Origin of the sequence: Peptoniphilus raoultii, assembly GCF_900099555.1 — a bacterium.
Lineage (GTDB): Bacteria > Bacillota > Clostridia > Tissierellales > Peptoniphilaceae > Peptoniphilus_A > Peptoniphilus_A raoultii.
Window position 1 is genome coordinate 1611943 of sequence record NZ_FMWM01000002.1, and the last position, 10641, is coordinate 1622583.

The 10641-nt window shown below is 35.9% G+C and carries 9 protein-coding genes and 1 pseudogene; all 10 read right to left on the minus strand.

The features are described 5' to 3' along the window. Positions 1-11: 11 nt before the first annotated feature. Positions 12-1340 carry a 2-hydroxyacyl-CoA dehydratase subunit D gene (locus BQ4446_RS07975; protein ID WP_071028214.1) on the minus strand — a complete coding sequence of 443 codons (1329 nt, stop codon included), beginning with the start codon at positions 1338-1340 and terminating at the stop codon, positions 12-14. Positions 1341-1353: 13 nt separating this feature from the next. Continuing rightward, positions 1354-2172 carry an acyl-CoA dehydratase activase gene (locus BQ4446_RS07980; RefSeq protein WP_071028215.1) on the minus strand — a complete coding sequence of 273 codons (819 nt, stop codon included), beginning with the start codon at positions 2170-2172 and terminating at the stop codon, positions 1354-1356. Positions 2173-2428: 256 nt separating this feature from the next. Next, positions 2429-4192 carry an acyl-CoA carboxylase subunit beta gene (locus BQ4446_RS07985; protein ID WP_071028219.1) on the minus strand — a complete coding sequence of 588 codons (1764 nt, stop codon included), beginning with the start codon at positions 4190-4192 and terminating at the stop codon, positions 2429-2431. 20 nt (positions 4193-4212) lie between these two features. Further along, complete coding sequence (gctB, locus tag BQ4446_RS07990) at positions 4213-5010, minus strand: glutaconate CoA-transferase subunit B (RefSeq protein ID WP_071028223.1); 798 nt, start codon at positions 5008-5010, stop codon at positions 4213-4215. After that, complete coding sequence (gene gctA / locus BQ4446_RS07995) at positions 5010-5978, minus strand: glutaconate CoA-transferase subunit A (protein WP_071028225.1); 969 nt, start codon at positions 5976-5978, stop codon at positions 5010-5012. Before gctA ends, gctB begins: the two co-directional genes overlap by 1 nt. 58 nt (positions 5979-6036) lie before the next feature. Further along, positions 6037-7170 carry a sodium ion-translocating decarboxylase subunit beta gene (locus tag BQ4446_RS08000; RefSeq protein WP_071028227.1) on the minus strand — a complete coding sequence of 378 codons (1134 nt, stop codon included), beginning with the start codon at positions 7168-7170 and terminating at the stop codon, positions 6037-6039. Positions 7171-7194: 24 nt separating this feature from the next. Then, complete coding sequence (locus tag BQ4446_RS08005) at positions 7195-7605, minus strand: biotin/lipoyl-containing protein (protein WP_071028229.1); 411 nt, start codon at positions 7603-7605, stop codon at positions 7195-7197. Positions 7606-7636: 31 nt separating this feature from the next. After that, positions 7637-7948 carry an OadG family protein gene (locus BQ4446_RS08010; RefSeq protein ID WP_071028231.1) on the minus strand — a complete coding sequence of 104 codons (312 nt, stop codon included), beginning with the start codon at positions 7946-7948 and terminating at the stop codon, positions 7637-7639. A 475-nt stretch (positions 7949-8423) separates the two neighbouring features. Next, positions 8424-8576, minus strand: a pseudogene (locus BQ4446_RS08180) (transposase); the annotation flags it as partial. Between the two features lie 196 nt (positions 8577-8772). Further along, positions 8773-10641: stalk domain-containing protein (locus BQ4446_RS08015; RefSeq protein WP_209019100.1), on the minus strand; the 1869-nt coding region annotated here is incomplete at its 5' end.

A 10641-nucleotide genomic window follows, 5' to 3' on the forward strand; every position in this document is an offset into this window, starting at 1 on the left:
CTCACACCTTCTTAATCAATAGTCGTCCTTGACCAGTCTGTTTCTTTTGTGTTGTCAAAGTTTGTATATACGTCTTCGCCTGCTGCAATTCTCTTTTGTTTTCTTTCTTCCATGATTTCTACAAGACCTTGAACTCTTGTCTTATATTGTTCTTCAGAGAAGTTTCTCGGATCGGCTTGGTCTCCGTCAAAGTGGACTACAGGAATATCTAAGTCTTCTTTCCATCTTCTTTCGATTTCAGGCATTGCTCCTGACCATGGTTTACATGATCTGTTGTAATTTACTAGAGCTCCAGAAATTCCGTTTTCTTTTGCCATTGTTTCTCTCCATTCAACTCCATCTTCAATACATACTGAACATGGAGCCTTGCAATAAGCCGCTGCCATTGAACGAACGTCTGTATATTGGAAACCAAAAGCTGGTGCATAAACAACCGCTGTTACGTTAACACCATTTTCTTGAAGAGGATTGAATAATGCTCTTAAGGACGGCCAGCAAGGTATGCCTTCAAATAGGATTCTGTGTTCTTCAGGATATTCCCAAGTTGAGGTGCCTTCTCTAACTGATTGTTCATATTCATCAGCAAGAAGTTCAAAACCTTCAGCTGCATCAATTTCGCATCTTGCTGCAACTATATCTGCCATATGGTTAAATAAATCAAATCCAGAAAGTGGAGATGGTTTATAAGCCATATATGAACAAGCTTTTAACCATGCTGCTGCAGTTCTGTTGGCAATTTTACAAGTTTCTTCAAATTTCTTTTCGTCAAATTTCTTTCCTGTAAGTTCTTCTAATTGTTTAATGGCATATTTAAATTGGCCAACTAAATAATCAACTTTTTCTTCAGGAACATCTACTGTATTTTGGAATGGTATATCTACCATAATCATTGGAATATTGTGAATTCTAGCAATGTTTTCATACCATTTTGTCATCATGTTACAGATGTTGTTGCAACACAAAACAAAGTCAGGTTGTGGCATTTTTCTTGAGTCAGTAGGTTCTCCTGCTGCGAAGGCAAGACTTATTCTTGCATAACCACAAATATCATTATCATAGCCCATATCTTCAGCTGCTTGGCAAAGTCTCAAGCCATCTTTTTTTGCAGCTGTTGTTGCAGCATGATTTTCAGGATAAGTTACGTTTAAATCAAAAGCCTTTGCAAGTTCAATTGGAAATTTTGATGAAGACCATCCAACTAATTCTCCCCTTGCCTTTGCATCCCATGCGGCTCCATAAACTCTATCTACTACACCTCTTAATACTGCTGCTGCCGGTTTATGACCTTCTAGTGGTCTTGGCTTTTTACCCGGTATTTTTTGAATTACTTTTCCAGACATATTTCCCTCCTAATTATGCCTTAACTTTGGCTTTTTTCCTAGCCATTAGTTTATATTTTTGAAAACCAAATAGAGCAGCTCCCAGTGCCCCATTTAATTGACATAAAGGTGACGTTAAAATTTTATGTCCTGTATTATCGCTTAAAGCTCTAACCATTCCATGATTTAACGCTACTCCACCTGTAAAAACAACATCATCCATTAGGCCTACACGTTTTGCAAGTGAACCAACTCTTGCTGCAATCGCATTGTGTATACCCCTAACTATATCTTCTATTTTTGAACCGCTTGCAAGTTGCGAAATAACTTCTGATTCAGCAAAAACTGTGCAAGTAGAACTTATAGCAATATCTTTTTTTGACTGTGCATCTAATTTTTCAAGATCAGATACATTTACTTCCAAGGCTCTGGCAATAACGTCTAAAAATCTTCCTGTTCCAGCTGCACACTTGTCATTCATAACGAAATTTTCAAGCATGCCACCATCGCCAATTTTCATTGCCTTGGCATCTTGTCCACCTATGTCTATAATTGTTCTAACATTCGGGAATAGAAAATAGGCTCCTTTTGCATGGCAAGAAAGTTCTGACATTTGAAAATCCGCTTCTTCAAGGGAATTTCTGCCATAACCAGTAGCCATTATATAAGAAATTTGTTCCTTTTCAATATTCGCTTTTTGCAAAGATTCTTTTATTACTCTTGTCGGACCGCTTGTTCCAGCGCCAACACCAATAACTGAAGTAGAAACTATTTCTTTCCCGTCTTTTAATATAACACTTTTTGAAGCAGTTGAACCAATATCAACTCCCATTGTCAATATGCTATCTCCCATTTACTCCCCTCTTTTTATAAAAAATTACAAAAGGTCAACTTATTTACATATATATTTTACTATGTATCCTAATTTTTGTCAAAGTTAGTAAGGGGCAAAATACTAAAACAAAGCCTATCCTAAGGCTCCCTTTTAATCTTTTATTAATTTTATGAAATGTTTTTCCTCTTGTATTTTTCTTTTAGTAAGAAGTAATCGTAATATTTTGTAAAAAAATAATAAGGCGAAAAATTTCGCCCTATTATAATTTGAAAATTTATCTAATGTTATTTAGTCTGTCATAATCTTTGATTACTCTAGGAGTAAGCATTTGATGAACAGGACAAATTGATTCTGGATTTTGATAACAGCTTTCTGTGAAAGCAATTATATAATTTCTCCATAAGTTCATATTAACAACTTCATCAACAAGACCCATCTTTCCACAAGTTAATGGTCTTGATTTTTCCTTATAGTCATTAATAAGTTCATTCATCTTATCAATAGTAGGTTTAAGATCTTTTCCTGCTTTTTTATCCTTAACAAGTCTTCTTGAATACATTGCATTTGCAGCTGTTTCGCCATTCATTACATTGATTTCAGTTGCAGCTGAACCTAGTGAAAAGGCATTTGTATCATTTCCTTGAGGTCCACCAAGTACATAGTGAGCAGCAGCTGTTCCCTTTCTCATTGTAATTTCCATCTGTGGAAGATTAGAATTTTGAATTGAGTAGATTAATGATTGTCCTAGTCCTAAAAGTTCTGCTCTTTCGGCATCATCACCAACGTCAATACCCGTTGTATCTTGTAGCCATACCATTGGAATTCTATCTCTTGCACAAAGTGTAACAAATTCATTCATTTTGATAAGACCTTGTCTATAAAGTTTTCCGCCTATACCAACGGATTTTTCCTTATATTCTGGATAGTTCATTAGAAGTCCTTGAACATTTGCAACAACTCCAACTAATAAGCCATTAACTTTTGCAAGTCCAGTAACCATTTCTGGTCCATAGCCTTTTTTGTATTCCATAAATTCAGAACCGTCAAAAAGTCTTGCTATAATATCATAGATATCATAAGCTCTCTTTGTATTTAGTGGCATTATTGAATAAATGTCATCTGCTGAATATAGAGGAAGTTTTGGATTATCAACTCTAAAGAATTCAGGATCATATTTTGGAAGCATTCCTAAATATTTTCTAATTCCTTCAAGAACTCCTTCTTCTTCTACATAACATTCTCTAAAGAATCCAGTTTGAGCAAAGTGAACTCCAACTGATCCTGGAGGTGCAACTTTTTTTGCATTTGCAGTGCTTTCTGCAATTTGGTTCGCACTTTCTTCATCAATATATCCCTTTGGATTCATACCACCAAGAATACCTGCTCCACCTACTGCCATATTGGCATCTTTGTGAGCAATTAAAATTGTCGGAGAAATTGAATGGTAGCCGCCTCCTGCTGGGTTTGTTCCATAAATACCAACAATTACAGGAATTCCTAATTGATTTAATCTTGAATTTCTGTAGAATGGAGTACCGCCTCCACGTCTATTTGGATATACTTTTTCTTGTTCGTCAAGTTTAACTCCTGAACAGTTAAGAATATAAACTAGAGGAATTCTTAAACGTTCAGCTGTGTCAGAACCACGAAGTAAATTTTCTGCTTGTCCCGGAATCCATGCTCCTGCAAGTTTTTTGTTATCGCTTGCTATAATATAAACCCATCTTCCGTCAACTTTTGCAAGCCCTTTAATAACGGCTGTTGTTCCATGATCATTGTTTCCTGGATTGTAAAGTGAGTTTAGTGGACACCAAGTTCCTTCGTCAATTAGTTCCTCAATTCTTTGAAGAGCAGTCATCTCTCCTCTTTCGTTTACCTTTTCATCAGGTTTTCCAGCAGCAAGAGATTTTTCAATGTGCTCTCTAATTTCATTTTCTATAGCTAGCAGTTCACTTTTATTTTCATTGTCAACTGCTTTTAATGGAGCACCAATTGTTTTCATATTTTGAAAATATGGTGCTAGTGAATATTGACCCATAGTCTCTCCTTAATAATTAATTATTCTTCGACAGGCTTCTTTATAAAAGCTTCGCCTGGATCTATTACTTCTCTTATTAATTTAATTACATCTTCTGTTGGAGCTTCAAGTTCTACTGCACGTGAAACATCAATATCAAATCCTGTATTTTCAATAACTTCTTCAGGTGAAGATGTTGGATAATATCCTGCCAAATACATTCTCTTAGTTTCTTCGTCAAATTTTAAGATTCCTAAATCTGTAACAACCATTTGTGGACCAACATTTCCTGGGATTCCTGCTCTTTCACGTCCTCCAGGTCCGTCCATCCATCCAGGGCTTGTTACATAATCAATTTTTTCCATAAATCTTCTCTTTTGATGTTGCATCATAATAATTGTATTTACATATGTTGCAATACCATTTGCACCGCCTGAACCTGTAAATCTAGTTTTGGGATGATTATAATCTCCAATAACTGTTGAGTTTACATTTCCAAAGGGATCAATTTGAGCTCCACCAATAAATGCAATCATTCTTTTTTTGTCATGTTTGTATTCATTTGCTTGGAAGCCAACATAAGTTGCGTTTGTCCAGTGAACAGCAGCATGAGCCATGAATCTATTATCACCAACTGATCTAGGAACTTCAATAGGGTTACAATCCATAAGTCCTGATTCTACTATTAAATAGCAATCTGGTGCATAAACAGCTTTGGCAAGGGAAGCTCCAATTAGTGGAAGTCCAGTTCCTACTATTGCTATATTGCCATTTTTAATTTGTTTTGCAATAGTTACTGCTTGCATTTCTTTATTTGTATAATTATCGTATCTTGGCATTATTTTACCTCCTTCTTTAATACGTCTGTTGCGTATCCGTATCCCGGAGTATCTTTAAGACCGATAAGTCTTGTTGCTCCTAATTTATTTAGATATTCTTCATGATCCTTAACACCATATACCCATTCATCTAAGAATGCGTCAAAATCTTCTTGAGTTTTTGAAACTTTGTCATACATTTTGAAGAAATCTGCATCATAGTCATAGTATCCATATGTTTGTGATGGGTGAGATCCATGTGGACAATGAACTACTGCATCAACACAGAATCCTGGGATTTTATTTTCTTCAAATCCAATAGTTTTAATATATTCATCGCTAACAAGTTCTTCACAAGTTACAATAACTTTTCTTGCAGCAATTGCAATGTCAACATCATGGAAAGTGTTTCCTAAAATTCTTGTTGTTCCATCAGGAGATGCCATTTGTACGTGAATTATAGCTGTATCAATTTCAGGTACTGGTGCAGCCACAACTTTTTCTCCTTTTTTAAAAGGATTTTCTACATATACAAACTTATCATTTGGTAATTTTTCGATCTTTTCTCTTTCTTCTCTAGAAATACCCCATTTATCAACTAGGCCTGATCCCATCATTAATTTACATGGTAAATATGGAAGTCCAAGAGCTGCTGCGTGAATTCTTTGCATTTCAACGTCTTGTGAATAGTCTTCCATTAGGAGAGTTCCTTCTTCAACAGCTTTTCTAAATCTTCTTGATACATTTGTGTAACCGGAATTTGCAGTATAGCAGTTTATGTATGCCTTAACTCTTCCAGCTCCAATTAATTCGTCCCAATCTCCCCCTGCAGGACCTGCTTCTACGATAAAATCTTTTTGACCTTGACGAATAATTTCGTTTACGGCAGCATAGGGCTTTCTGTTTGTTGTAAATCCACCTAAGGATATTACATCACCATCTTCAACATATTTAGCGATGGCATCTTTTAGATTCATGACTTTACTCAAAAATATAACCTCCTTAAATTTGTCATATCATATATAAACACTTCGTGTTTACGAAGTGTTATTTGAACAATAGTAAAAATACTCCAGCGGCTACTGCGGAACCGATAACTCCGGCAACGTTAGGTCCCATAGCATGCATTAGTAAGAAGTTTGTAGGATTGTATTTTCTTCCTTCAACTTGTGAAACTCTCGCTGCCATTGGAACTGCAGAAACGCCTGCTGATCCGATTAGAGGATTGATTTTTCCTCCAGTTGCATAATATAGCACTTTTCCAAATAGAACTCCGCCTGCAGTTGCACAGCAGAATGCAAATAGTCCAAGGCATATAATCATTAGAGTTTCTTTTGCAAGGAAGTTATTACCTTCTGCAGTTGCTCCAACAGTAAGTCCTAACATTATTGTTACTATATTCATAAGTGCGTTTTGTGCTGTATCAGATAATCTGTCAGTAAGTCCTGTTTCTTTAAATAAGTTTCCTAGCATTAAAAGTCCTAAAAGAGGTGCTACGTCAGGTAATAATAGTGCTGTAAATAGTACTACAACCACTGGGAAAATTATTTTTTCTGTCTTAGAAACTTGTCTTAAAGCGACCATCTTAGTTTCTCTTTCTTTTTTTGTTGTAAGAGCTTTCATAATTGGTGGCTGAATCATAGGAATGAGGGCCATATATGAATAAGCTGCTACGGCAATTGGTGCCAATAAATGCGGTGCTAAATTTGATGTTGTAAATATTGCTGTCGGACCATCTGCTCCACCAATGATTCCGATTGAAGCTGCTTCTTGAGGAGAAAATCCTAAAGCTATAGCTAAAGTAAATGCGCAATAAATACCAACTTGTGCTGCTGAACCTAATAATAATGAAATAGGATTAGCAATTAGTGGGCCGAAGTCTGTCATGGCTCCAACACCCATAAATATTAAACATGGGAAAAGATTTGACTTAACCCCGTTATACATAATAGCAAGAACACCCGAAGATTGCCATGGTTCTGCCGTTTCCATTAGACCTGCTAGTGGTAAGTTTCTTAATAACATACCAAAGGCAATTGGCACTAATAGTAATGGTTCAAATTGTTTTTTAATTGCTAAATATAAAAGTATAAAAGAAATTAAAAACATTATACCATTTTGTACAGACATATTAGCAAAACCTGACTCGGCAAGTATTCCTTGTAAGGTTCTTATAAGCATGTTTACCTCCTAAAAATTAACTAATTATTCAATAGATGCTAATAATGCGTCAGTATCTACTGTTTGACCTGCACTTACCTTTAATCTTAAAGTTCCTCCTACAGGTGCTACGATTTCATTTTCCATCTTCATAGCTTCAAGAATAAGTACAACGTCTCCGGCTTCTACATGAGCTCCGTCAGAGGCAATTAATTTTAAAACTTTTCCAGGCATTGGAGAAATAATATCACTATTGCTTCCTCCTGATGCTACAGGTGCTGCTGGTGCAGGTGCTGCTTGAGGAACAGGTGCTGCTGGTGCAGGTGCTGCTTGAGGAACAGGTGCCGGTGCAGGTGCTGCATTTAAAGAACCTGCTTGAAGAGATTGATATCCTCCGCCAACTTTTTCCACTTCAACTTCAAAAACTTTTCCATCTACTTTTACTTGATACTTCATTTTTACTCCCTTTCTTTTTAAAAAAATATTTTTATTTTACTTCATTAATTGAGACAATTTTGAAAGACTCAACTCTTGACCTTTCGGCCTGACTAACAGCTCCCACAATAGCAGCAATCATTTTTGGATCGACTCCCTTATTTTCAGCTGCCTTTGCCTTAGCAGGGCTTTGTTGTTGTTTAACACCGCCTGATGGCTTGCTACTACCCATGGCTCCATTTACAACAGTAGATACTATTTTAATTGCTACGGCCAAAAATAATAATGATAAGAAGACAACGACAATACCTGTCAAAGAAACTCCAAAAGCTTCAGCAATAGTCATAGTTTCCTTTCCCCACATAATCACACCTCCTATTATTTCAAATTGCGGAATAAGTTCCAATATGATTATTATATCAAAATCTAAATTTTTAATCAATTAATTATGTAGATTACATTAGAACTATATGCCAATTATTATACATTAATTTCGCCTTTATTTAAAGGCTTCAAGCCATTTGACTAAGTTGTTAGCTTAGCAAAATTTAATAATTATTTCCTAATAACTTACACTTTGTAACAATATGAACAAATAATACTACATTTTTTTTAAAAAATTCTCAAATTTTTAAATAATATTTCTATAAGTGTTATTATTTAAATTTACTTACAATCGCAACCACCCATCAAACGGTGGTTTGATCACGGGTTATAAGTCCGAGTGATCCCAACCCGCTTCTCAAGGTGCTGGTTTTTACTTTATTCAAACCTTATTGTTTTTGCCTCTTTAGCTAGCCCTGAAAGGGCTTCATTCATCTTATTTTGAATGGATCTTCCTATTCTTTTACACTTAATTTATCCATTGCTATGCCTTGTTGCTCTTGCTCTCTTATATATTTTGCTATTATTTATTCATTTAATCCTACCGTACTTACATAATATCCCTTTGCCCAAAAATGTCTATTTCCAAATTTGTATTTTAGGTTTGAACAACTCTATTATAATACTGAGGTGATTTTTTGCTATAACCTATTGTTTCCTAACCGCATAGCGAGTAGTTTTCTGTTTCGCACGCCTTGCGTGCTTAACTGTCTAAAGTCTGCAATGAAAAGAGAGACTCGAATAAACGAGCCTCTCCAATATTTGGCATAGAGCCATTATATTGTCCCTCTTATTAGTGAAGTCTTATTTTGAAACTTCTCTTGTAATTAGAACTTCCTTTGTATTTCCATTCCAGAAAATATCCTTGCCATCTTTTAAGCCCAATGCTCTTGCTATATTTGCTATTGGTAGCATTGTTCTGTCATTTCTAATGACTGGTTTTACATCACTTTCATAAACTTTTCCGTTTACGATTATTTGATTTGTATCTACCGGAATTTTTACTACATTTTCTTTATCAATTAGGATGACTGTTCTGTTTTCATTATCCCACTGTACATTAAATCCTAATGCTTCTGCTACAAATCTAATTGGTAGCATTGTTCTGTCTTTTTCAATAAATGGTGCAATGTCCATAAATACTTTTTGTTCTACGCCATCTACTGATTTAATCAATTCTTTAGAACCTATTACTAACTTTGCTTCTAGTTTTACAAGATTTGATTTTGCTACTGTTACCTTTGTAGTACTAGATGGTCCATAACTATATGTCCAGTATGATCTATGCCAGTAATCGCGATCCCTGTCTCCATCTGGATTAGGTGTAGGAGTTGGTGTTGGTGTGGGTGGTGTTTGACCTCCTGCTGATTTTTCTTTTGCTGCTTCTACAACTTTTTCAACTTCGCCCTTTGTCTTTGCATCATCAACTTGTTTTTTATACTTATCTTTTTCTGTGTCGCTTAGGTTTGGTAGCTTGCCGATTTCTTCTTTAGCTTTATTTTTATCATCAGGTGTTGCAGGAAGAGCTTTTTCTTTTTCTTCTGCTTCTTTTGCTTTTTTATCTGCTTCTTTTTGTGCATTATCTGCAGCTTCTTTTGCTTCCTTAGCTTCTTCAGCTGCCTTTGCTGCTTCTTCAGCTTTCTTTTCTGCTTCGGCTTTTGCTTCCTCTGCTGCTTTCTTTGCTTCTTCGGCTGCCTTTGCTGCTTCTTCAGCTTTCTTTTCTGCTTCTTTTGCTTTTTCTTCTGCTTCTTTTGCTTTTTCTGCTAATTCTGTATTATTTGGATCTGCTTCTGATGCTTCCTTTGCTTCTTTTGCTTCTTCGGCTGCCTTTTCTGCTTCTTTTGCTTTTTCTTCTGCTTCTTTAGCTTTTTCTTCTGCTTCCTTTGCTTTTTCTTCAGCTTCCTTTGCCTTTTCAGCTGCTTCTTCAGCTTTCTTTTCTGCTTCTTTTGCTTTTTCTTCTGCTTCTTTTGCTTTCTTTTCTGCTTCGGCTTTTGCTTCTTCGGCTGCTTTCTTTGCTTCTTCGGCTTCTTCTTTTGCTTTGTCTGCTGGGTCAGATGCCTTTTCTTCGTCTTTTGCCTTAGCATCTTCTACAGCTTTTTCTACTCCAGTTTTGTCTTTTGCTTCATCTACCTTATCTTTTGCTTCTTTCTTTTCGTCATTGCTTAGATTTGGTAGTTTGTCGATTTCTTCTTTAGCTGCGTCTTTTTCGTCCTTAAGTTCTTTATCTTTTTGGTCGTTTGCTGCTGCTTTGTCTTTTGCGTCTGCTACAGCTTTATCTACTCCATCTTTGTCTTTTGCTTCGTCTATTGCTTTTTCTGCTGCTGCTTTTTCTTCTGGGGTTAGATTTAGATCTTTTATGTCTTCTTTGGCTTTGTCTTTTGCTTCCTTAAGTTCTTTATCTTTTTGGTCGTTTGCTGCTGCTTTGTCTTTTGCGTCTGCTACAGCTTGGTCTACTTCAGCTTTGTCTTTTGCGTCATCTATTGCTTTTTCTGCTGCTGCTTTTTCTTCTGGGGTTAGATTTAAATCTTTTATGTCTTCTTTGGCTTTGTCTTTTGCTTCCTTAAGTTCTTTATTTTCTGTGTCTTTTGCTTTTGCTTCTGCTACAACCTCGTTTACTCCAGGTTTGTCTGTTGCTTTATCTACTTCGTCTTTGTATGTGTCTTTTTCTGTGTC